Annotated in this window: 16 protein-coding genes; 8 read left to right on the top strand and 8 right to left on the bottom strand. The window is 51.6% G+C overall.

Annotated elements, in window-relative coordinates; genetic code table 11:
* Nucleotides 1-132: 132 nt before the first annotated feature.
* The 3 genes from NQF89_RS03790 to NQF89_RS03800 all read left to right on the top strand — a co-directional run bounded on the left by NQF89_RS03790 (nt 133) and on the right by NQF89_RS03800 (nt 3,577).
* On the top strand, nt 133-312 hold the full coding sequence (locus tag NQF89_RS03790) for a hypothetical protein (RefSeq protein WP_266137539.1): 180 nt from the start codon (nt 133-135) through the stop codon (nt 310-312).
* Nucleotides 273-1,838, top strand: coding sequence for an autotransporter-associated beta strand repeat-containing protein (locus tag NQF89_RS03795; protein ID WP_155579079.1), 1,566 nt, complete (start codon nt 273-275; stop codon nt 1,836-1,838). Before NQF89_RS03790 ends, NQF89_RS03795 begins: the two co-directional genes overlap by 40 nt.
* Nucleotides 1,839-1,915: 77 nt before the next feature.
* Entirely contained in the window at nt 1,916-3,577 is a 1,662-nt protein-coding gene (locus tag NQF89_RS03800; RefSeq protein ID WP_266137540.1) for an autotransporter family protein, read from the top strand.
* A gap of 70 nt (nt 3,578-3,647) precedes the next feature.
* Here NQF89_RS03800 and NQF89_RS03805 read toward each other — a convergent pair whose 3' ends face one another.
* Nucleotides 3,648-4,904, bottom strand: a complete 1,257-nt coding sequence (locus tag NQF89_RS03805) for an MFS transporter (protein ID WP_266137541.1) — start codon at nt 4,902-4,904, stop codon at nt 3,648-3,650.
* A 202-nt stretch (nt 4,905-5,106) separates the two neighbouring features.
* Here NQF89_RS03805 and hemA point away from each other — a divergent pair, with 202 nt between their 5' ends.
* The gene (gene hemA / locus NQF89_RS03810) at nt 5,107-6,315 is read left to right on the top strand and encodes a 5-aminolevulinate synthase (RefSeq protein ID WP_266137542.1); all 1,209 of its coding nucleotides are present in this window, start codon (nt 5,107-5,109) and stop codon (nt 6,313-6,315) included.
* On the opposite strand, the gene NQF89_RS03815 is transcribed toward hemA, so the two are convergent.
* The 3 genes from NQF89_RS03815 to NQF89_RS03825 form a co-directional block, all read right to left on the bottom strand.
* Nucleotides 6,312-8,210: a ShlB/FhaC/HecB family hemolysin secretion/activation protein gene (locus tag NQF89_RS03815; RefSeq protein WP_266137543.1), complete on the bottom strand. Its 1,899-nt coding sequence runs from the start codon at nt 8,208-8,210 to the stop codon at nt 6,312-6,314. The two genes, hemA and NQF89_RS03815, sit on opposite strands and share 4 nt — an antisense overlap.
* Nucleotides 8,210-8,911 carry a hypothetical protein gene (locus NQF89_RS03820; RefSeq protein ID WP_266137544.1) on the bottom strand — a complete coding sequence of 234 codons (702 nt, stop codon included), beginning with the start codon at nt 8,909-8,911 and terminating at the stop codon, nt 8,210-8,212. Before NQF89_RS03820 ends, NQF89_RS03815 begins: the two co-directional genes overlap by 1 nt.
* A 147-nt stretch (nt 8,912-9,058) precedes the next feature.
* Nucleotides 9,059-10,714: a Hint domain-containing protein gene (locus NQF89_RS03825; RefSeq protein ID WP_266137545.1), complete on the bottom strand. Its 1,656-nt coding sequence runs from the start codon at nt 10,712-10,714 to the stop codon at nt 9,059-9,061.
* A gap of 271 nt (nt 10,715-10,985) precedes the next feature.
* On the opposite strand from NQF89_RS03825, the gene NQF89_RS03830 reads away from it, so the two are divergent.
* The 4 genes from NQF89_RS03830 (at nt 10,986) to NQF89_RS03845 (ending at nt 18,473) form a co-directional block, all read left to right on the top strand.
* On the top strand, nt 10,986-11,294 hold the full coding sequence (locus NQF89_RS03830; RefSeq protein ID WP_155572813.1) for a hypothetical protein: 309 nt from the start codon (nt 10,986-10,988) through the stop codon (nt 11,292-11,294).
* Between the two features lie 33 nt (nt 11,295-11,327).
* Complete coding sequence (locus NQF89_RS03835) at nt 11,328-11,882, top strand: CvpA family protein (protein ID WP_266137546.1); 555 nt, start codon at nt 11,328-11,330, stop codon at nt 11,880-11,882.
* Nucleotides 11,883-11,953: 71 nt separating this feature from the next.
* Nucleotides 11,954-13,393, top strand: a complete 1,440-nt coding sequence (gene purF / locus NQF89_RS03840) for an amidophosphoribosyltransferase (protein ID WP_155572815.1) — start codon at nt 11,954-11,956, stop codon at nt 13,391-13,393.
* A gap of 130 nt (nt 13,394-13,523) precedes the next feature.
* Nucleotides 13,524-18,473, top strand: coding sequence for an autotransporter domain-containing protein (locus tag NQF89_RS03845; RefSeq protein WP_266137547.1), 4,950 nt, complete (start codon nt 13,524-13,526; stop codon nt 18,471-18,473).
* A 126-nt stretch (nt 18,474-18,599) separates the two neighbouring features.
* Here NQF89_RS03845 and NQF89_RS03850 read toward each other — a convergent pair whose 3' ends face one another.
* The 4 genes from NQF89_RS03850 to ccmI form a co-directional block, all read right to left on the bottom strand.
* Nucleotides 18,600-20,006: a class II fumarate hydratase gene (locus NQF89_RS03850; protein ID WP_155572817.1), complete on the bottom strand. Its 1,407-nt coding sequence runs from the start codon at nt 20,004-20,006 to the stop codon at nt 18,600-18,602.
* Between the two features lie 39 nt (nt 20,007-20,045).
* Nucleotides 20,046-21,716 carry an NAD-dependent malic enzyme gene (locus tag NQF89_RS03855; RefSeq protein ID WP_266137548.1) on the bottom strand — a complete coding sequence of 557 codons (1,671 nt, stop codon included), beginning with the start codon at nt 21,714-21,716 and terminating at the stop codon, nt 20,046-20,048.
* Nucleotides 21,717-21,800: 84 nt separating this feature from the next.
* The gene (locus NQF89_RS03860; RefSeq protein ID WP_266137549.1) at nt 21,801-22,157 is read right to left on the bottom strand and encodes a hypothetical protein; all 357 of its coding nucleotides are present in this window, start codon (nt 22,155-22,157) and stop codon (nt 21,801-21,803) included.
* Complete coding sequence (ccmI, locus tag NQF89_RS03865; RefSeq protein WP_155572820.1) at nt 22,154-22,609, bottom strand: c-type cytochrome biogenesis protein CcmI; 456 nt, start codon at nt 22,607-22,609, stop codon at nt 22,154-22,156. The genes NQF89_RS03860 and ccmI overlap by 4 nt, the downstream gene beginning before the upstream one ends.
* Nucleotides 22,610-22,614: the final 5 nt, after the last annotated feature.

Below are 22,614 nucleotides of genomic sequence, written 5' to 3' on the forward strand. Positions count from 1 at the left end.
TTAGATGGGAAGGTGTATAATCAATCTGCATTTGATGTAACGAATCAAAAAAGTCAAAGTGCAGCACAAAACGCGGGCCTTCTTTATAACCCAACCGGTGCAGTTTCTGTGATTCGTGTGGGGGATGGGACCATGGTGGGTACCGGTACGGTTGCAAATATTAGTACAAATATTACAGATAAGTCTGGCAACTCTACGACACTTGTTAAGACTGATTTAGGGACGTTGAACCTTAGTGTGGCGAATAGCTACACGGGGGGGGGACTGTCGTTATGGGCGGGGTACTCCAAATTGCGTCTGACCAAAGTTTAGGGGCTGCTGGGACAGCTCTGAATATTGATGGCGGTACCTTGCGGCTTGGTGGGGATGTGACTACGAACCGTACCGTTATCCTTGGTGCGTTTAATAACTATGCCGGGTTGGACTTAAATGGCCATACAGGTACGTTGAAGGGCTCTATCGTTGGGCCGGGACAGAAGCTCGAAGTGTGGGGTAATCGAGATAATCCCTCTGTTCTTAATATTAATGGGAATAACACTTATACGGGGGATACGTACTTTAAAGGCTCTTTTAATGATGCCTCATTCCCTACGAAGACGACAATTAACGCTAATAGTGATACCCCTTTTGGGGCCTCATCAAGCGATGCACATGGCGGCACCGTTTTTGTAGGCAATGCGACACTTAATGTGAATAATCACGCTACATTAGGTTATCATAGTATAATTAATGATGGAGGCACGATTAATCTTAATTCAGCTGACACGAATGGCCATGCAGATATAAATAATAGAGGCGGTTATGGGATCAACGCTGTTTTAAATGTTAATAATGCGTCCTCTGTTGGTGCATCGACCATTACAAATAATAATGGCGGTATAATTAATCTTAACGATTCTTCTCGCGCAGATGCGGCGACCATTAAAAATAACGGAGGAGCGATAAACGCTGTTGGGGGTAGTGGTGTTGGCTCGCTCTCTGGCAATGGAGGGGGGACTATCTCATTAAAGGGGACGTTCACTGTTGGTGCATTGAATCAGGATGATACGCTAGATTCCGTCATCCAAAATGATAGCTCTAAGAATGCTGGTAGCCTCGTGAAAGTGGGTACGGGCACGCAGACCCTAACAGGCAATAACAGCTATACAGGCTCCACTAATGTAAATGAGGGTACCCTCGCCCTTGCTGGTCAAGGCAGTATTGCCCAGTCTGCTTCCATTGATATTGAGCAACAGGGTAGTTTTGATATCAGTAAGGCGGCATCAGATGAAACTGTGAATACCATTAGTGGCTCTGGTAGCGTTATATTAGGTAAAAATACACTAAATATCGTGAATGCTAATTATATTAAGCCATATTTTGGTAGTATTTCTGGTAGTGGTGGTGTGAATCTCTTCAGAGGAGGTGTATTCTTTAGTGGTCAAAATACCTATACAGGTTTAACAGATGTTAAAGGGGGTGATTTCCACTTAGATGGGTCTATTGCTGGGGACTTGCTGAATGAGACGACAACTAAGATAGGAGATCAGCCGCAAGGTAAGGTGAGTGTTGGTGGGGATATAAAGAACTTAGGCGCCCTCACCATAAGAAACGCCACTATACATAATATTTCTTCCGATGCTGGTGCTTCCACGTTTCTAGGTAATGTCGTTGCTGAGGGTGACATATCGTCTAAGAGTGATTTTGTCTTTGGGGATACTAATAAAGACAAAGATAATGATGTTACAGCGTTTTCATATAACACTGGGAAGGGTAACAGAACGACCCTAAACGGTAATTTGATTCTAACACAGGCCCATGGGGCTATAAACGGCTGGGTTTTGGGGGTGCTGGGTTAACCATTGCTGGGGGGACGGAAGTTCTTAATGATTATTACGCGTCTACTGGCAATTTAACCATTAAAAATGGAGGTACGTTGGAAGTAGATGGTCAGGTATCTCCTTATATTGGTGGTCTAACGGATGTCCAAAATGGCGGTACATTGCGTGGGACGGGTAGTCTTCATAGTTTAAATGTTCAGTCGGGTGGCCTTATTGCACCTGGGACGGTTGGCTCTAACACGCCTTCTACCCTGAATGTCGCAGGTGATGTGAGCATGGCGAAAGGCTCCATCCTTCGCATTAATGGCACTAGCGACACGACAGGCCAGAGCCTGACCACGGCAAAGGGGGCTGGGTATAAGGAGCTAACCTCTGACCGTCTGGCCGTTGCAGGCAAGGCAAACTTAGCGGGTGGGACGCTCGACCTGATTGTTAAAAATGCAGGGGCAGGCCTAACTTATGGGCAGGCGTACCGCGTGCTGACAGCCACACAAGGGGTGAGCGGTCAATTTGATGGCCTAACGACCAATCTCGCCGCGCAATATGCGTATCTGGACCCGACCCTCGCTTATAGTGCTGATGCGGTCGATATTGTGTTGAAGCGCAATAGCACTGGCTTTGGTGATATTGGCGGGACGCATAATGAGGTGACGGCTGGCCGAGGGGTAAGCCATGTCGGTGCAGGGAGTGGGTTGGTGACAGCCTTAACGGGCCTGACCAAAGACCAAGCTCGCCGCGCGCTTGATAATCTCTCGGGTGAGTTACATGCCTCCATCCGCACAGCGTTAATCCAAGATAGCTTCTATCTCCGCAATGCTGTGATTAACCGTCTCGCCAATGCAGATTGTGATTATGGGCGTAATGGGCAGAGTGTTTATGACCTCAAAACGCATAAAAAGAACGAGGCCTGCTACTCTGACCATGCTGTCCTCTGGGGCCAAGCTTATGGGGGCTTAGGCCATAATAGCGGGGATGGTAATGCCGCGCTGATGCACCATAACACGGCAGGCTTTATCATCGGGGCCGATACCCCCATCAACCATAGTCATTGGCGTGTTGGTGGGCTGCTCTCCTATGGTCATTCTCAATTTAATGTGGCGCGTGGGCGGTCCTCCTCTGGTAACAGCAATAACATCTCTGTTGGGGCCTATGCGGGGACGCATTGGGGGCGGCTGAACCTTCGTTTAGGGGCCGATTATAGCTGGAATGTGATTAACACGCGCCGTCAGATTGCTGTTGGGGATTATGGCAGCCGTGTGCGGAGCAGCTATCTGGGCGGTACAGCGCAAGCCTATGCGGAGCTTGGCTATAAGCTGCGCGCAGGCCGTACAGTGTTTGAGCCTTTTATGAATGTGGCTTACGTCAATATGCAGACGAACAGCTATCGTGAGCATGGTAATGATGCGGCCTTGCGCAGCCGGGGGACGGATCAGGGTGTGACCTTCTCCACCTTTGGCTTCCGTGCGGCCACGCGGGTGAATATTGGTAAGGCTGTCTTTATGCCGCATATTATGGCGGGGTATCGTCATGGGTTTGGGCGTTTGCAGCCCGGGCTGCATGAAGGCTTTGTTGCCGGTGGTGGAACAAGCACGATGGATGTTGCTGGTGTTCTGCTCTCCAGCAATGCCGCTGTGACGGATGCAGGCATTACGGCACAGATTACAAACCGCATTAATCTGGACCTCTCCTATATCGGCCAATATGGCAACCACTCTACCGAAAGCGGTGCTACAGGTAGTGTGAATGTAAGCTTCTAAGGCCTAGAGGTCATAAGGACCTTATGTAAAAGGCGGCCCCAAAAAGGCCGCCTTTTTTGTGCTGAATCCCTTAGAAGTTTTGCACATCTTTCGGGCGGAAGAACGTTACCCCGATGCTCATCATCGTACCAGCGAGCACGCATATGGTTGCAGCGATGGGCAGCCCTGCCACGAGAGGCCCAAGAGCGGGTACAATGCGACCTGCTAAGCCTTGCCCTAATGAGCCAACAGCATAGCTTGTGCCCATACCCGCGCTGCGGCGTTCATTAGGGAAGCGTTGGGAGAGATAATGTGGCACAAGGGCATAAACGCCTGATGCGGCCGCCCCGATGAGGAAGGCTGATGCCAGCAAAATGGCCCATGGTCCTGCATTGAGGAAGGGGATGATTAAAAGTATGACTGTTAGGAGGGCAAGGCGCATGATGCGGGCCTCCCCAAAGCGTGCAGCTAAAGCCCCGCATAGGATTTTCCCACTAAAAGAGCCGAGGCAATAAAGTGCTACGGGCCAGAAGATAAGCTGGGGGCTTAGATGGTGATGCTCCCGCAAAATCGTGGGGTAGAATGTGTATAATGCTGCTTTTTGGAACTCTAGGAAGCACATAAAGGCCACAGCTTGGAAAGCAGCTCCGTTCCAGAAGGCACGTATGATATGCCATAGGCTGGGGCCTTTCTCGGCGGTTGGGGAGGTATGTGTTGCGTGCTTCTTCTTTTCTTGCGTGGCGAGCCAGAGGGGGCTTTCTGCCACTCCAAGGCGAATAAAGATGACGAGTAAAGCCGGGAGTAAGCCGATAAAGAACATAAGCCGCCAGCTATAATGTGGCAGAATTAAAGCCTGCGCCCCTGCTGCGGCCATATAGCCGATTTCATAACCGGACATCATTGTAGCAGAGGCTAAGGGGCGGAGCGGGGCGGGTACGCTCTCCATCAAGAGTGTGGCGGAGGCGGTCCATTCTCCCCCAAAGCCAATGCCGAAAAGGAATTGAATGATGATGAGGCTGAGGAGATGATGCGTTGTGCCGGTTAACGCGGCGAACAGGGCAAAGAAAAGGACGCCTAATGTAAAGGCTGGTTTGCGTCCGAAGCGGTCTGAGAGCCATCCCCACCCTGTGTTGCCAACAGCGCGCCCCAGAGCTTGCGCTAAAAAGACGCTGCCTAACATCGCCAATGAACAGCCGAAATCCTTTGCAATATCGGGGAGGGTAAACATGAGGGCGGTTTGGTCAAACGCATCCAAAAACCAGCCGCTAAAGGCAGCCAGTGTGACCTGCCAGTAAGGCAGTAAAGCAGCAAAACGGGGATGTTCATTTTGGTGAGATGAGGCGGACATAGGCAAAAGAGAGGCCCTCCGGCAGCAAGCCCCGTGATGGGGAATCATAAGAGGAGTTAGCTATAACGGAATGGAGAGGAAAATAGTAGTTTTATGGTCCCCTTTTAAGGTTTCTGTAATCATGTTTTCGCCTATAACAGTGTTTAAGCCTTGCTTTCTGGGGAGTGAGACCTAAAGTGAGGCCCGCAAGGAGAACTATTTTATGAATTACGATACCCTATTTCAAACCGCATTAGATGGCCTGCGTGCTGATGGTAGCTACCGCTATTTTGCGGAGTTAGAGCGTCATGCAGGTAAGTTCCCCAAGGCATTTCATCACGGTGTTGGGCGTGATGTGACGGTATGGTGCTCTAACGATTATTTGGGGATGGGGCAACATCCTGATGTTATAGCGGCGATTCATAAATCATTGGATGAAAGCGGGGCTGGCGCGGGGGGAACGCGTAATATCTCTGGCACTAATCATTACCATGTTAGTTTGGAGAGAGAGCTTGCGTCTCTCCATGGTAAGGAGAGCGCGTTATTATTTAACTCAGGCTATTTATCAAATTGGGTTACACTAGGAACATTAGCGGCACGTTTACCGGGCTGTGTGGTGATTTCTGACGAATTGAACCATGCGTCCATGATTGAGGGGATTCGTCACTCCCGTGCGGAGAAGCGCATCTTCAAGCATAATGACCTACAAGATTTAGAAGCGAAGCTAAAAGAGTTTCCGCTTGAGACGCCCAAGATTGTGGCTTTTGAATCAGTCTATTCCATGAATGGCGATATCGCTCCGATTGAGGAGATTTGCGATATTGCTGACCGCTATAATGCGATGACCTATCTTGATGAGGTCCATGCGGTTGGGATGTATGGCCCTCAAGGGGGTGGTGTCGCGCAGGAGCGTGGGTTGGAGCATCGCCTGACAGTGATTGAAGGCACATTAGGCAAGGCTTATGGCGTGGTGGGGGGCTATATTGCAGCCTCGGCGGCGTTATGCGACTTTGTGCGCTCTTTTGGTTCTGGCTTTATTTTCTCGACCTCTTTGCCACCGATGATTGCCGCGGGGGTTCTGGCGAGTGTGCGGCATTTGCGCCATAGCGATGCCGAACGTAAGGGGCAGAAAGCCGCTGTAGCCTCTTTGCGGAAGAAGCTAGAGGCAGTGAAACTCCCTTATATGCCCGCGCAATCGCATATTACGCCGGTGATGGTGGGGGATGCGGCTTTGTGCCGTGAGGTGACAGACCGGCTCTTAAAAGAGCATGGTCATTACCTTCAGCCGATTAATTACCCGACTGTCCCGCGCGGCACGGAGCGTTTGCGCCTTACGCCGGGGCCGCTGCATACAGAGGCAGATTTAGACTCTTTGGTCCGTGCGTTGAATCATGTATGGCAGGAGCTTAACCTCCCGCGGGCAGGGGCTTAAAATCCCCCCACAATTTGGAAGTCGCAGAACGTCCCACGGCGATTTGCGAGCTCTGTTGTATGGATGCGGCGCAGGCGTATCCCGGCGTCGACTGTAAGGTTGATGTGCCTATTGAGGCTACCGGTGAGGTCTGCGCCAATGCTGGCGAGGCTAGCTGCGCGTGGCCCTGTGCCGACATGGCGGACTTGGCGGTTATCTGCCCAATCCCAAAAGATACCCAGCTTATTGCTATCTGGCTGTCCTGCTGTGGGGATATGGGCGAGTTTGAGGAGAGAGAGGGCGGGGGTGAATATCTCCTCGCTTACAGCATTGCCGTTACTGCCGAAGGATGTATTGGCAAAATAACCGCGTGCATTGCCCATTCCCCCAATCATGAGCTGCTCACTATAGAGTAGATTTTTGCTCGCACGTTGGAAGGTTACCTTCGTGGTGGAGGAAAACCCGTAAGGAAGATTTTGTGTGCGGGTGAGCATGAGGCGGTCATAAACATAATTCGGGCTGGATTTCGGGAAGATGCCCTCATAAGCGCGGCGTGTATCATTGGGGAGTAGGCCGCCGGGACCGTAAAAGAATTGGTTATTAATTTGCGTCTGCCCCCATGCGTCTTGGAGGGAGCCTGTATAGCCTACCACAAATTGCGCTGTATCGGCCTCGGAGAGGGTGATGGTCCGTGCATGGTAGAATTGGTCGGAATGGGTATTCTTCCAATCAAACCCAACTTGAATCATGCCATCAAGACCAGCATTACGGCCTAGGGCGATATGGTCGAACATATGGAGCCAGCGTAGGGAGACTTGCCCGCTCTGACCACGGTTGATGAGGTCGCGCGTGTTGCTGGTGGGGTGAGAGAGGGCGTAATTGCCAAAGATTTGGAGCGCATTATGCCCAAAAAGAGGGATGGTCCAACTGCCTGTATGGTTGTCAAAGCGATTCATAAAAGTGCGGTTGAATTGATAGGTCAGGATGTGCCCCAGCCCAAAAGCGTTTCCCCATGAGGCTCCCGTGTACCAGTTAAACCGCCCTAAGGAGCGGTCGGCCTGATTATTCATGGCGGCATAAGCATAAACGGGGAAGCGGTCTGTGATATTAATATCCACATCCGTACTGCCGGGGTGCGTACCGGGGCGGTAGATGAGGTCTGCCGTGTGAAAAGGATTAAGGTTAAGCCAGTCTAGCTCCGTCTGAAGGGAGGTGAGGGCCATGGTTTGGTTGGGGCTGAGTGTGCTGGTCTGCCGGATTTGCCAAGCAGGCGTCCAGCGGTTGCCATGCACCGTGATGCGCTCCAAATGGTATTCGGAAATATCAATATGCAGCACACCATTATGCACGCGCTGCGGCGGAACCGTTACGCTGATAAAGGGGCGGTCATGTTGGCGATAAAAGACGGCAATCGCCCCTGTAAGTTCGTGCATTTTCTGGAAGGTAAGGGGTTTGCCTATATAAGGCAGGATGATTTTATAAAGCCCCGGTGCGTGGCTAAGCCTTAGCCCGGCTGAGGAAATGGGCTGTTGGTCCAGTTGGCTGCCAGTTTGACCTGCAGGTTGGAGGACCACAGCTTGGAGATGCGGCAAAGCCACATCATTAGCCATATGGGGGGTTGGGTTTGGTCCGGCAGGGCCTTGGGGAATGGGCTCTGTTACAGGCGGGGATGTGTTGGGGGTGTTATCGCCTGATGTTGTACCTTGGACATTAGCAGAGGGCCCGCCGATTGTATGGCGATTAAAAAGGCCAAATGGTTCTGGCAAAGCGGTGATGGGCACACCGGCTTGTGTGGTGGCAGGGGGAACACCTTGGGCAAGGGCTTGTGCAGGAATGAGGAGCAAGCCCAATAAAGCAGACCATGACCATATGCGCCACTCTTTTAAGGCCCGTTCTGATGTGGAAGAAGTGGGCATTACGGAGAGGTGGGGCCAGCGAGAGCATTATTGCTTAAGTCAATATCCCCATCAGGTAAGCGTTGTGCTGTATTGACGGGGATCTCATGAGAGCGATTACCCGCTAGAGTAAAGGCGTTGCCATCGGCACTGGCAAGGCTGGTGGCGGCATCTAACGTTAAGGCGCGGTCGCTTGGATGGGAGCGCGTGCATGGCTCTGGCAGAATATAAATGCCGGTAGGACCAAAAGAGGCATTGAGTGTTGCCCGACGTGTTGTGGGGGGATGGGGACTGGATGTTGCGAGGATAGGTTGTTCACTTACCCCGATGGTTACGGTCTCAAACCCTTTTCCACGCCGGCCGGTGCCAAATTGATAATGGGAGTTTGGAGCACTAGCCGCTTGGCCAGTCGGGAGGCGGGTCGTACTGGGGGTTTGGCAACCACTGGGGGGGACAATTAACCCATTGGGCGCAGTAACAGTGCCATCGGCAGCGATATGGTAAAGGTCGCCCGTGATGCTGGTTTGTTTTTTAAGCGGAGAGTGAGCATTGCCGACAACGCTATCAAGCATCGTATTGGCGGTTGTGGCACTACGCGCGCCGGGGGAGTAGCCTGCAACGGGTGTAGCTTGCCCCCATGCGTGATGAGGGGAGAGAAGGCTGCCTATGAGGATGATGGCTGAGGCACAGCACACTCGGTAGCGTGTGGCGGATACACTCATAAGAACCGAACCCCACATGATAGAAGACAATAACCGCCATTCATATAGGGGAGAGGTATAGAAGATTCTCCACGGGGAGAAAAGGATTTTGGGCAGTTTATCGTCCATTGGGCCTCTCCTTTATGAGGAAAGGAGAGGCCCGCAAGGTTATGAGGCAGCCTGTTGTAAGATGTTCTCCCCGTGGGCGGGGCTCTCACGATAAGGCCCTTCTGTGAGGAGTTGGATGGTTAAAATGGTATGCTCACGAGCAAGGTCTATCCCTTGGAGGGGGAGGAGAGCATCACCATTTGTCCAGCGGCAAGGAGCCTCCTCCTTTACATCCCATCCTGTATGTTGATCTGTGAGATGATGGGTGATGGTGTGTACCTGCCCGCCTTGGTGGAGTTCTATCTCCCCAACGAGGACACCGAGATTACGGCGGTCATCAATATACGGGCCGAGCGTGTCGCAAGGGCGACTTGTCCGAGAGCGAAGACGCAATGTTTTCACCCCTTCTGGCAGATGGAAGACGACCCGGTCCTTCACGCGGCGTAGGGGGTGGAGTGTCTCCCCTTTATCGGTGATGAGATGGATGTTGGAGTCGTAGGTAAGAGTGGCAGAAGGTTGCTGGGAAGCGAAGCCAAGAGATTTAGCTCGTTCCTCAAGCCGTTGATAAAGCGGTTGAACGAAGTCTGCTGTCACCGTGAGCGGAGCGTAAGCATCCTTTGCCCATTCTTTTGGTGTTGGGAAGGCAAGCACATTACCATCTTGCTGCGGCTGTGCCGCCCGGAAATGGCGGCGATTGCCTGTATCGAGATAGCTCTCAGTGGCCACATTATTGGCATGCACGATGCTGTGAGAGGCTGTCTCAAAATGATAATACTCATAAGAGAGTTGCTCACGATCGTAATAGATGGACCGATGATTAACGAGCATACGCGCCGGGACGAGCCGTCCTTCAAAATAGAGCGTATGTTCTGATGTCACATAAAGGTCCGCATTAGGGCAGCCCTCCCCGAGTGCATCCTTGCGAATGCAAATTGAGTACCCTGCTTCATCACATGGAAGGTGTGGAAGGACATATACATGGCCTTTTCCGACCCATGTGACAGGCTCTAACTTCTGATCTCCGATAGGACCTGTAAGGACAAGGTCCCCAACAGCAAGGTCCTCCACAGCCTTAGGGCCTGCCTCTGTTGTAATCATAGCGCCGGGGAGGAAGCAGGCAACCACAATGGGGGGATCGCGCAGCTGCCAACCTGGGCTTGGGCCCACAGCAACCGGGAGGCCCGCTCTGACTGTGCCTCGTTCGCTATCGGTGATTGCAGAGTCGGCAGGCGCGAGCTGTAGGAAGGTATAATTATTGGCTAATGTGCCATTCGCAATGCTTTGTTGGAGTTGGTATAGGTCAGGGGAATAGTAGGTATTCGCCTGGTTCGCGACATTACTAACCGTTACGGGCTTGCCTGTTGTCCTATCTACAAAGGAGATGCCCGTAATTTGGAGCTCGGCTATGATATTAGGTTCAACAGCCCCCTGGAAAAGGGCACCTTCATATTTTAGCGTTACTCTTGCTATGATTGAAGGGGTCTCTTCGAAATATAGAGACGCGAGGGCTGTATTGCCCGGTGAAACAGTCGTATTGCCGTCCACGACAAGCTTATAGGCTGTTAAATTAGGTGTTAAATTGTCAAATGGAGAGAGTTGTTCATCCGGGTCAAATGGTCTTCCCTCGGGAAACCATGACCTATGGAACCAGAAGCCGGGTGAGTAGCTGCTTGGATCATTACTGTAATTCTGTGAGTTTTCCCAAGTTAGAGACATGAGCTTTTGCCATCAATCATAAGGATTAAAGCAGAATATTCTGCTGAGTCATCTTGGTTAGAATATTAACATATGATTTCTGACGCAAGGTGTCTTTCTTATGGAAAGTCATATTTTTAAGGTGTGATAGAACAAAAAATATGTTTATTAAGCGAATCTTTAAAAAATATTTATGATTGATTGAGTTTTTGATTGTTGGAAGAGCGGTAACGCCCTCGTGTGCTTTCTTTTCTTTCGCATAAGGTAGTGGAATCGCTATAGTAATGACGTGATGAAAAAATCCATAAAAGACACACTTACCAAAGAGCGCGTGGAGCTGGAGGCGGGCCAAGAGTGCAAGCTCTTTGCAGAGCAGGCGACTGATTGCTTGTTGGATTATCTCTATGGCGATCCAAAGGCTCTGGTAAGTGATAGTGCGTTCTTTTTGCAGGAGCTTCAAAAAATATGGCGACAGCATGGGATTGATGAGGCCGCTATATGGCAGGAACTAAAAGAGCGGCTCGACCTCTCGGCAGATTTGTTAGAGCGTGGCATAAGAGCGCGTAAGGGTGGGCGGTATCGTTCTACCAAATTGCCCTAATTATAGTGAGAGGCGGAGGGCTTTAGAGTCGTTATGGCAGGCCTGCATGGGACGTTTTTAGAGCATCTAGGACCAATGGATTGGGGGATTCTCAGTCTCATTGGGCTTTCGGCATTATGGGGATTGATGCGAGGCGTCTCTCGCGAGAGCGGGGCTTTGTTGGTCTGGGTCGGGAGTGTGTGGGTTGTCATGCGGGCAGGCGGTGCTGTTTTGGCAAAGCTTGGTCCGTTGGTTGTGCCCTCCCTTCAAGGGACGCCGTTGCTTTATTGGGGTGGGCGGTTAGTCCTTTTTGTATTGGTGTTGATTGTGCTTAACTTTGTAATAGGGCAGTTAGCGCGCGCGCTTCGGGTTGTTCTCTCTGGTCCGCTGGATGCTCTTTTAGGGGCAGGCTTTGGTGTGGTGCGTGGTTATGTGGTTTTAGTGTTGCTTTTTTGCGCAGGAGGGTATCTTGCCCAAGATTGGCTGGAAACTGCGATGAAAGGGAGCACCCTCTCCCCTTATATTGTGCAAGGCGTTGCTTTTTTGCAGGGTTATGTACCGCTTTCCTGGTCGGAACATCTTGCCATTATGGCTCCAAATAGCCATTGAAGGGGCAGCGTTTCATGCGCTGCTGTGTCACTCAGTAAGAGCGGGATTCGCTCGTCAGGTTTGCTCTGTCTATGTCTTTTCCTGAATCGTCCAGTCGTCCTTATGAGGAATGTGGTGTTTTTGGTGTGTGGGGTGTGCCGAATGCAGCCGCTCTTACAGCCCTAGGCCTGCATGCTCTGCAACATCGTGGTCAGGAGGCGGCGGGCATCGTCAGTTTTGATGGCGAGTCCTTTCATCAACATAAAGCCCTTGGGTTAGTGGGTGATGTGTTTGGTAGCCAAACGGTTATAGAGGGCTTGCCCGGCGAAGCAGCGATTGGCCATAACCGCTACGGCACAACGGGCGGGACGCATGTACGTAATGTTCAGCCCATTTATGCGGATTATGCCTTTGGGGGGTTGGCTGTTGCTCATAATGGCAATTTGACTAACGCTGCGACCTTGCGCCAAGCCTTGGTAAAGCGTGGCTGTATCTTCCATTCTACGATGGATACAGAGGTTATTGTCCATCTTATCGCGATTTCTCTTTATGATACGGCTATTGACCGTCTGATGGATGCTGCGAAGCAGATTAAAGGGGCCTATTCTCTTATTACTTTAACACCTGATAACGGCATGATGGGGATGCGCGACCCACTCGGCGTGCGGCCTTTAGTGTTAGGGCGGATGCCTGGTTATGAGAAGAAGGCTGGTGGATGGATATTGGCCAGCGAGACATGTGCGCTGGATATTATCGGTGCGGATTATGTTCGCGATATTGAACCGGGTGAGATTGTTGTTATCAATGGGGATGGTGTTACATCACTTTGGCCCTTTGGGGATGTCGGGCGGCGTTTTTGTATTTTTGAGTATATTTATTTTGCCCGCCCTGATTCTGTGTTGGAGGGTCAGTCCGTCTATGAAGTGCGGACGCGCATTGGGGGAGAGTTAGCGCGGGAGAGTGGTGTAGAAGCGGATATTGTCGTGCCTGTGCCGGATTCTGGCGTGCCATCGGCCATTGGTTATGCACATGAAAGTGGCCTACCTTACGAGATGGGTATTGTGCGGAATCATTATGTGGGGCGCACCTTTATTCAGCCGACAGATCAAATACGTAATCTCGGTGTGAAGATGAAGCATTCCGCTAATAAAGCCGTACTGGAAGGACGGCGCGTTATTTTGGTGGATGATTCGATCGTACGGGGAACAACCTCACGTAAGATTGTCGATATGGTGCGCGCTGCTGGGGCGAAGGAGGTGCATATGCGCATTACCTCTCCGCCAACAAAGCATCCGTGCTTTTATGGGATTGATACCCCTTCGGAGAAACATCTGTTAGCGGCGCGACATTCACTAGAGGAAATGCGTGAGGCGATTAATGCTGACAGTCTTGCTTTTATTAGCTTTGATGGTTTGTACCGTGCCCTTGGTCACCAAGGCCGCCCTGTGGCTAACCATACGAATTGTGATGCGTGTTTCTCCGGTGATTATCCCATTAGTTTAGTGGATAAGGAGGGTAAACTCGTCCAATGATAAGTGATGGGAAGCCGCGTGTGGAGTGTAGTCTGGCAAGTTAAAATCAATAAAAAAATTAATAATTGGTAGCGTTGTTTACTAATTTGTCATAAGTTCACTCCAGGACGATACTTCTGGGGTGTATGTTATGATTGGTCAGACTCCTTCCGTTAGTCGACATGGGCATAGTGGTTCTGGTGTTGCTGCTTACGTAAGAAGTTTGTTGACGGGGCGTAGTCGCCGCGTTTCTGCTAGTGTGTCCGTTAGCGCGCTAGCTTTTATGATAGCGTCAGCGGGCGTTGTACGCGCTGATGATGCGGCGCCGGTGAGTCTTGTCAGCCAAGTTGATGGCCAAGACGTTACTTTGAAGATTCCGGAGGATAGCTCGAGAACATATGTATTTGGCGGAATGGGCAATAATTATGCTGGCCTTACAGAAAGCGATTATAACAAATTAACGCAAGCTGGTTTGCTTTCGACTAAGGCTGATTCCAGCTTTGCTGATGTGACGGCGCAGTCGTTATTTATAGAAGGCTCGCGGAGTCAAGGGGGGGTTATTCAGGTTGGTGCAACCGGTACAGACTTCTCAGCAAAGACATTAACGTTCATAAAGATTGAGAATGGGGGGACATTAGCAACCGATAATAGTACTCTAATAAATCAAAATGTTCAAAATGGTCGTACTCCCGCTTCCCTCATAGAGGGTGCTGATGGCACTGTACAACCAAAAATTGATATGAATCTTAGTAAGAACAATAGTACGCTAAGTATCTATAATACACATGACAATATATATAATGTTTTAAAGAGTGTTCATGGTGAAGGTACTATTTCTATTTCAAATGTCCTTCAAACCTCATCTAAGGTAGAGCCTAATACATCTAAAGGCTCTGTATTAAAAATATTTGATTCAGATAAATCCGCTTCGGGTAGCTATTTTTCTGGAACAATTCTTGGCTCCGGCGGTGGCCTGGGGGATGCGGGTTCAGTGTCGCTCCTCATGAAGAACGAACCGAACATGAATCAGTCGGGTAGCCTTTCTCAAGGAGCCCCTTTTTGGACGAGTCAGTTGCTGCTTGGCTCTGTTTTTACGGAATTAAATAAGGCGACAGTAACTAACATTGGGACGATGGAGATTTCTGCAGCAGGGGATTTTGGAGATAAGAAGACCGTTACACGAGATTCGGGGCATGTATTAATTCATGGTCCATCTATTATTAATGTTGGTGAGTTGCTTGTTGCTGGTGGGCGTGATGGTTTTGTTTATAGAACGCAGACCGCAGAGGAGTCTCGGAATGTTAAGTCCGTTAATGCGGACCTTGTGATTAGTGATGCCAGGGCTAATGTTAGGGTTGCTCAGCTTGTTGTAGGGCAGCAATATGGTGTGAAGAGGGGTGATATTAGCAATGCTTCTGACTGGCATGTTGATTATGGGGCCTCAGTTGGGGAGGTATGGCTTGCTAATGGTGCTTCTCTTACAGTCACTGGCGGTGGGGTTAATGGAGGTATTTATTTAGGCAATAGTGCTGGTAATGGTCCTGACCAGCGTACAGCAAATGGCCAGAGTAATCCGTATCCAGAGGAAGGAGAAGCTCATGGTACGCTTCATATAACCGGGGATGCTGTTGGCTATGATTCGTCTCGTAAGATTAACCGTACTGAAGGGAGAGGCGCGCAGAGTACGCTGACCGTCAAGCAGGGAGCGTTATGGATTGGCCCGGTTGATGGTGGTCAAGGATCAGGCGAGATTGATGTTGATAAAGGTGGTCGGCTTAATCTTAACAACTCCTTCATTGTTTTAGGGGGGGCTAATGGTGCAGGGAATGTCGCTATTGGTGATGGCGGGACGCTCAATGTTACAGGGATGGATCCGGCCGGCCTTACGGCTGAGAATCAGGGGGCTACATTCAGTCAAGAGCGGAAGGGCTCCTTGACCCTCGCTAAGGGTGGCACTTTGAATATCGGAAATAGTGGAGCAGCGGGGCTGCTGAAGCTATATGGTGACCTAAATCTCGAAAAGGGTAGCACAACAACCTTTTATGAAGGTACGACGACAGATAAGGGGAATTTTGGGGATGCCTATAACTCTCATATCTTTGTAGCGGGTAATGTAAACCTTGGTAGTACGATTCAGATAGCGGGGATTGCGGGGCAGAATAAAGGTGAGAATGGGGCGGTAGATGTCGGCCTGTATCATTTGATTGACTACACGGGCCTATTGCAAGGTGAGCGGCCAAGTGTGCTTGCTACAAGCGCAGGCCAAGAGTTCCGCTATGTGTACGATGATTCGGCGAAAAAGATCGACGCTGTGATTTCTAGCCCGCACTGGGAAAGGCCGCCTTCTTGGGAATGGGGGGATGCGAATTGGACGGAAAAAGGTGTAACGGATGGTACCCCCTTTAGGTTAGAGACCGCCCCTATCTTCACCGGGCCGGGGGGGACGATTACGATTACACGTGATAACCTGCCGAGGGTGACGTCTAATATTGACTTCGAAAAGAGTGGGTACACCATACAAGGTGGACCTCTGGCGGCCGCTCCGGGGAATAATGGACAGAATACCCTTGCTATAAATACTGCCTCACAGCAAAGCGGTACGATTGCCTCTACGATTGTTGATAATGGCAACGCGCCTACAAGTGTGCAGAAGACAGGTGATGGTACGCTGAACCTACAGGCGCAGAATAGCTACACCGGCCCGACCAGTGTGGTTGGGGGGACGCTGCATGTGGCATCAGGAGCTTCCTTATCCGACAAAAGCCATGTTGCAGTTGCTTCAGGAGCGACGTTGGAGAATGAGGGAACAGTAGGGTATGTCGTCAATAATGGGACGGCGGTTATTACCGGTAAGACAGATGGTCTTTCTAATAGTGGTGGCACCGCGACCTTAAAGGGAGGGGGGCAGAGTAGCTCCGCTTATAATACAGGTACGTTGAACATTGATAATGCTAGCGTAACGGGGAAAGTTGAGCAGAAAGCTGGCGTATTAAATCTCTCTGGCAATGCCTTTATTGGTGGTCCGTTGCAGGTTGATGGCGGGCAGGATACTGGCAACCGCTTTACCGTTGGGGATAAGGGCACCGCAACAATTGGTCAGCTCCAAGGTGAGGGGCCGGGCTATTTGGGTAAGGATGCTAGTTTAATTCTATCCGGTAATGGGAGTGCTTATAACGGCAGTCTTTCTGGTCAGGGTAAGCTTGTTATTAATGGGCAGAATAATACCCTCATGGGGACCAGCGATTATGCTGGCGGAACGGAGATTGGCTCTGGTGCTTCTGCAACTGTAGGGCCTCAGTCTTTAGGAAAGGGGACTGTTAATATCGCTGGGGCTGATACTGGGGCTAATAAGCCAGTAGGCTCTTTAACGGTTCATGAGGATGGCCGAGGTGACCTGGCGAACAATCTAACCGGCTCTGGCTTGTTTAATAAGACGGGGAACGGGGCTGTAACGCTCTTAAAAACGGCTGATGATAGTCAATTTACCGGGACAACAAATGTTAAGCAGGGCGAGTTGGAGGTCAATACTACACTCGGCGGTACGCTTAATGTTGATAAGGGGGCGATTGTTTCTGGGAGTGGGACGATCAGCAACGTGAAGCTGGATCCTAATGCTTATCTTGGTGTTACGTTAGAAGGCGCAAAAGGTGTTATCACCCCCTTAACTCTAACGGGGAAGAATAATCAGCTTAATGGAGCGCAGGTGGGCGTAACGGTTCATAACTTCTCTGAAGTAGCATTGGGCAAGCAATATCAGACGACAGTTTTGCGCTTAGCTGACCAAGCCGAAGCCACAGGGACATTGGCAAAAACGCCAAAAGCTCTCAATACGGCCTTTTTAAAGGGGAGCGTGTTTGAGGCCCCGGATAATCGTAGTTGGTTGATGAGTTATACGCGTGTTGTTCCTTTTGAATCGTATGCGCAAACTCATAATGAGCATCAAGTAGCGACCGCCTTGGACCGCGCAGCGGAAGCGGGTGCAGGCCCTGCTTTTATGACGGCATTGCTGGGGCCTGCTATGCAGACAGGGGCCCAAGTACGCGGGGCGTATAATGCGCTTTCTGGTGAGATTCATGGCAGTGCCAAGACGGCAATGGTTAATGATAGCTTCTATGTTCAGGAAGTTGTGGTGGACCGTCTGGATTGCGCAGGCGATGCGTTGCGGGCTCATGCTCATGATGGTAAGCAGCAGACGAGCGGCTATTGCGATGTGGACCCTGCTCATCATGTCTCTGTCTGGGGGACGGTATATGGGCAGCGAGGTGGCCAGTCTGGCAGTAGTGCGGGAGCGGCTCATATGGGGCAATCCAGCGTGGGTTGGATTATGGGTGCGGATACGGGCCTAAAAGGCGGCTGGCGTGTTGGTGGGCTTCTGGCCTACGGGCGCGATTGGTTTAGCGTGCAATCTGGCCGTGCATCTTCTTCTCATTCCAATTCGGCAACGATTGGGGCTTATGCGGGTAATGCGTGGCATGTTGGGGGGCTGATTGATAATGCAGCCGTCACCTTTAAAACAGGGGTGAGTTACTCTTGGAATATGCTGCATACAAATCGTAGGCTCAGCTATGGCGATTATTCTGGTCGTCTATCCTCTGATAACCGCACAGGCACAGGACAGGCATTTGTTGAGTCGGGGTATCGTATGGTCTTCTCCAGCGGGAGCCAATCTCCGCTTGAGGTCGAGCCTTTTGCGCGGATGACCTATGTAAATTATGGTCAGGATGGCTATCGTGAGCATGGGGCTGATGCATCCTTGCGTGTGAAGGGGCAAAATAGCTCTATTGGTTTCTCCACCGTTGGGGTGAAATTGGCCACTAATGTGGGTATTGGGAAGCTTATCTTCTCCCCACATTTAGAGGCTGGATATCGCCGGGCCTTTGGTCGGACGAATGCTATGGTGAGGGAAGGCTTTACCAGCTTAGGCGATGGTTATGGCATGGCTGTGCAGGGGACACCGCTTTCTACCAACACAGCGCAGATTAATACGGGCTTTGCGGCACATCTGACAGATCGTATTGATGTGAATCTCGACTATATCGGCCAATATGGTGGACGTCAGACAAGCTCCGGCGGGTCTGGGAGCTTCCGCTATAAGTTCTGATCCTATTATGAGGGCCGTTCTTTCGGGACGGCCCTTTCTTATGAATGAGGGCAGAAAAAAGGGCCTGACTAGTTGCTCCGTCAGGCCCTTTTTGTATCACGCAATGTAGGGTTGTAGCGTAGGGTTTTACCCTTTTGGCGGAGTAATATTCGGTTTGAGCATGAGGGCAGGGTCCGCCACGCGGTCATAGTCCTCTCCGCTCATAAAACCGAGATCTAGCGCGCTTTGGCGGGGGCTGAGTCCATGCTTCATGGCATGATGCGCTACCTGAGAGGCTTTGTCATACCCAATGCTGGGGGAGAGGGCTGTGACCAAGACTAAGGAATGGTCTAATTGTTGGCGGATATGCTCCTCATTGGCAGTTGTGCCCTCAATGAGGAAGCGGCGGAAGTTTTCCATACCATCATGGAGCAGGGTGAGGCTTTGCATGATGTTATGGATCATCACCGGTTTATAGACGTTCATATCCAGCATACCACTGGCCCCGCCCATCCCGACAACTGTATCATTACCCATCACTTGGAGGCAGAGCATAGTGAGGGCCTCGGCTTGAGTGGGGTTGATTTTACCCGGCATGATGGAGGAGCCGGGCTCATTAATCGGAAGGTTTAGCTCTCCCAATCCGGCGCGAGGGCCGCAGGCGAGCAAACGGATGTCATTAGCAATTTTAAAGAGGCTGCCTGCTAAGGTCCGTAAAGTGGAGGAGAGATGTACAAGGGCATCATGCGCGCCTTGGAGGGCGAATTTATTGCTCCCACTTGTGAAGTCGAGCTGGGTGAGGCGGTTAATCTCTTTACAAGCGCGTGTAGCAAATTGTGGGTCGGTATTTACCCCTGTGCCAAGGGCTGTCCCGCCTAAGGCGAGTGGGAGAAGGCCATCGCGTGCGGCTTCAATACGTTGGATGTTTTCGGCCAGCATACCCGCATAGCCTTCCCATTCCTGCCCTAATGTGATGGGGACAGCATCTTGAAGATGGGTACGGCCGACTTTGACGATATGCTTCCATTGCGCTGCCTTATGAGCAATCGCCCCGTGTAATCGCTCCAAAGCGGGGAGGAGGCGGCGATGGGTGGTGAGTGCGCTGGCAATATACATAGCAGCGGGGAAGGTATCGTTTGTCGATTGCGCCATATTGACATGGTCATTAGGGTGCAGCGGTTTTTTGCTCCCTAAAGGTTGCCCTGTCATTTGGCTTGCACGATTGGCGATGACCTCATTAACATTCATGTTGAATTGCGTGCCAGAGCCTGTCATCCAGACATGTAGCGGGAAGTGACGGTCGTGCATTCCGCTCATAATTTCATCACAAATACGGATGATGAGGTCCGCCTTATCGCCTGCTAACCGCTCACTCGCCGCGTTGGCGATGGCACAAGCGCGCTTGAGGATGGCATAGGCCTCAATCATCTCGCGCGGCATGAGGTCCTTCCCAATGCTAAAATACCGTAGAGACCGTTGTGTTTGCGCTCCCCATAGGGCTGTTTGGGGGACTTCTATCTGGCCGAGGCCATCGGTTTCTATACGGTGTGCCATGGGAACTCTCTAGCAAGGGATGGGAAGGACGGGCCTCGTTTATGAGGCCGGACGATAGGGGCGGTAGCGCGGCTGCCAGCTAAGGGCGGCGATGGCCCTTTGCAGGGCGGTATCATCAAAAGCCGGGCAGAGTTGTTCAGCCTGCGCTTGTTGGGCTACGGCATATGCAACTTTAAGAGCAGTTGTGCGAATGGATTCGAGGGGTGGAAGGAGATTCGTCCCCCCATTCTTCAATGGGGAGAGGGCGGCAACGGCTTGCGCGGCGGCCATGATCATCCCTTCACTTACCGTTTTGGCTTTGCAGGCCAAAGCTCCAAGCCCCAAACCGGGGAAGATATACGCATTATTGGTTTGGTCGATCACGACATTCCGGCCATCCAGCTCTACTGGGGCAAAAGGCCCGCCCGTGCTGACCCACGCTTGCCCTGCCGTCCAGGTGAGGATGTCCTGCGGTGTGGCTTCCACACAGCTTGTCGGGTTGGAGAGGGGGAAGATGAGCGGGCGGGTGCAATGAGTGGCCATCTCGCGAATCATCCCTTCCGTAAAGAGACCGGCTTGGCCAGATACACCAATCAGAATCGTAGGGGCAGATTTGCTGATAACCTCCCCTAGTGGGCGGCCTTGCCCATTTTGAGCGGTTTCATCCTGACGGGCAAAAAGGGTCTGCCCCTCGCTAAGATTAGCCATATCGTGGGTGAGTAAGCCGTTACGGTCCACGATATAGAAGTGTTTTAGGGCGTCCTCGCGGCTGAGGCCTTCTGCTTCTAGGGCGGTGAGGAGCAGCTCGGCAATGCCAATCCCTGCCGAGCCACCCCCAGCGATGGCGATGCGTTGTTGGCTTAGGCGTTCCCCATTAGCTTGCACACCGCTGAGGATAGCCGCTACGGCAATGGCGGCCGTGCCTTGAATATCGTCATTAAAGCTAGGTAGGCGGTCCCGATAGCGTTTAAGGAGAGGGGCGGCATTACGCCCTGCAAAATCCTCCCAATGGAGGATGATGCCCGGCCAGCGTTGCTGTATAGCGGTGACAAACTCCTCCACAAACTCGGCATAATCTTGGCCACGGAGGCGAGGCGTACGATTGCCGATATAGGCAGGGTCGTTACGCAGTGTCATGTTCTCTGTCCCCACATCTAAGGTGACAGGGAGGAGAAAGGCCGGGTTTAAGCCCGCACAGGCTGTATAGAGGGCGAGCTTACCAATGGGGATGCCCATCCCATTTGCACCGAGATCGCCCAAGCCTAAAATGCGTTCACCATCGGTTACGATGATAAGGCGAACGTCATTCTGTGGAATGGCTGCGAGGCGATCGGCGATTTGTCCACGGTCCGCAGCGGAGAGAAATAACCCGCGTGAGCGTTGCCATATTTTGGAGAACTCCTGACACGCCTCCCCAACGCCGGGTGTATAGACGATGGGCATAAGCTCGGTGAGATATTTTTGGAGTAAGGCGTGGAAGAGCGTCTCGTTATTATCTTGGATTGTCCGTAAGCGCACATAGCGATTGAGACTATCGGGCGTGGCTGTAACGTAATCATAAGCGCGCTCTAGCTGTTCCTCCAGCGTATGAATGCCGGGGGGAAGAAGCCCGTGAAGCCCAAAAGCTGTACGCTCATCCATGGGGAAGGCTGTGCCTTTATTCAGTAAAGGCGTGTCTAATAAGGCCATCCCGTGTTGGGTGATAGTGCGAGGGGAGAGCGGGGCAGCCATGGGCAGGAACCTCCAGAATCGTGGCAGAGCCTTGGATATAACGCCTCAATCATACGGCGAAGTTTAAAGAAAAGGAACCCGTTCTTACTTTTTACGGCGTTGAATCCATCGTTCCCCGGAGAAGCGGAATTGCGCCAACAGGAACCCTGCCGTTAGCCCGGATCCTAAAAGGGGATAGAGCCAGAAGGATGCTGTGCTGAAGGCATGTGGTGTGAGGATGAAAATGAGGGCTAAGCAGAGGGCAAGGCCACTTAATGCGTAGAGGAGAAGCTCATGGAGGCGGGGGCCATAATGTTTCTCTGCCCCACAATGGGCGCAATGGAGGGCCGTATGTTGGAGGGGTTCATGGCAGCAGGGGCATGGGATGAGTTTACGCGGCGGTAGAGGCTGCGTGCTGTTATGCAACCGGGTGGCGGCTGTGCGGGGTAGAGTGGACTTCATGGTTGTCCTCCAGAGGCGTGGGTGGGGGCCATTGTGCTGGCTGGTGGCGTGATAGGCGAGGTATGAAACGCCCCGGCAGGAAGGGCGGCTTCAGGATGCGGGCCGAGGAAGGGTTGACCATGCAGGGCATAGAGCAGCAAGGCCACAAGCGGGACTAAGACGAGGGTGGAAATACCAATGATGCGATGCGCATGCCCTGCCCCGCTGAGGCTTGGTGGAGGGGTGGAGATATGGTTGATAATATCGCGCTCTGTCTCAATACGGGCGGCATCATAATGATGTTGGTCCATCAGCCCGGCTTGTTTATCCCGTGCGAGGGCCTCTAGTCGTTCTTGATGGAGGGTGAGGAAGGGATCTTCCGTCTGTTTACTTAAAAGGCCGCGCATCGCTAGGCTAATCCCAATCGGTAAGCCAATAAACAAGCATAAAAAGGCGAGGAGTAGAAACGACATGCAGG

Source organism: Bombella pollinis (assembly GCF_026385485.1).
In the GTDB taxonomy this organism is placed as follows: Bacteria; Pseudomonadota; Alphaproteobacteria; order Acetobacterales; family Acetobacteraceae; genus Bombella; species Bombella pollinis.

Coding starts and splice junctions, on each gene's coding strand:
- NQF89_RS03845 (WP_266137547.1), top strand. CDS start 13,524: ATGATTGGTCAGACTCCTTCCGTTAGTCGACATGGGCATAGTGGTTCT.
- NQF89_RS03855 (WP_266137548.1), bottom strand. CDS start 21,716: ATGGCTGCCCCGCTCTCCCCTCGCACTATCACCCAACACGGGATGGCC.
- ccmI (WP_155572820.1), bottom strand. CDS start 22,609: ATGTCGTTTCTACTCCTCGCCTTTTTATGCTTGTTTATTGGCTTACCG.
- NQF89_RS03835 (WP_266137546.1), top strand. CDS start 11,328: ATGGCAGGCCTGCATGGGACGTTTTTAGAGCATCTAGGACCAATGGAT.
- NQF89_RS03820 (WP_266137544.1), bottom strand. CDS start 8,911: ATGAGTGTATCCGCCACACGCTACCGAGTGTGCTGTGCCTCAGCCATC.
- NQF89_RS03860 (WP_266137549.1), bottom strand. CDS start 22,157: ATGAAGTCCACTCTACCCCGCACAGCCGCCACCCGGTTGCATAACAGC.
- purF (WP_155572815.1), top strand. CDS start 11,954: ATGTCTTTTCCTGAATCGTCCAGTCGTCCTTATGAGGAATGTGGTGTT.
- NQF89_RS03790 (WP_266137539.1), top strand. CDS start 133: ATGGTGGGTACCGGTACGGTTGCAAATATTAGTACAAATATTACAGAT.
- NQF89_RS03805 (WP_266137541.1), bottom strand. CDS start 4,904: ATGTCCGCCTCATCTCACCAAAATGAACATCCCCGTTTTGCTGCTTTA.
- NQF89_RS03815 (WP_266137543.1), bottom strand. CDS start 8,210: ATGCCCACTTCTTCCACATCAGAACGGGCCTTAAAAGAGTGGCGCATA.
- NQF89_RS03825 (WP_266137545.1), bottom strand. CDS start 10,714: ATGTCTCTAACTTGGGAAAACTCACAGAATTACAGTAATGATCCAAGC.
- NQF89_RS03795 (WP_155579079.1), top strand. CDS start 273: ATGGGCGGGGTACTCCAAATTGCGTCTGACCAAAGTTTAGGGGCTGCT.
- NQF89_RS03850 (WP_155572817.1), bottom strand. CDS start 20,006: ATGGCACACCGTATAGAAACCGATGGCCTCGGCCAGATAGAAGTCCCC.
- hemA (WP_266137542.1), top strand. CDS start 5,107: ATGAATTACGATACCCTATTTCAAACCGCATTAGATGGCCTGCGTGCT.
- NQF89_RS03830 (WP_155572813.1), top strand. CDS start 10,986: ATGAAAAAATCCATAAAAGACACACTTACCAAAGAGCGCGTGGAGCTG.